Here is a 335-nt window from a genome sequence, read left to right as displayed (position 1 = left end):
CGTGACGTTGGTAGTAACGCTTACCTGCCCATAGAGTCGCTTCAGGAGCGAAATCTAGAACACCTTTAGCTTGAACGTTGAATTGGCGTAGCGCGAATTGTGCATCATCAACACATTTAATATCGCCAGCGTCGTCAAGACCACAGTTAGTAGAAGTGCTTTCCCAATCGTTTGAACCGTTAGAAGTCATTGCAAACATAGAGTCAACGTAGAACGTTTTACCGTTGTTATTGTAAACTTCTTTACCTAGTTGAACTTCACCGTATATATCGCCTTCGTTACCTAGACGACCGATTTTGTTCTTTTCAAATGTTACTTGCTGTCCACCGTCAGCG

1 protein-coding gene is annotated in these 335 nt (G+C 43.3%); it reads right to left on the bottom strand.

Annotated features, from left to right (window positions below):
- On the bottom strand, nt 1-335 hold a 335-nt coding region (locus AB4486_RS26465; protein WP_372119733.1), incomplete at both ends, for a carbohydrate porin.

This window comes from Vibrio sp. 10N.222.55.C6 (assembly GCF_041473395.1).
GTDB lineage: Bacteria > Pseudomonadota > Gammaproteobacteria > Enterobacterales > Vibrionaceae > Vibrio > Vibrio crassostreae_C.
Note: the sequence above shows the minus strand (reverse complement) of the source record. Positions and strands in the feature narration are given on the sequence as shown.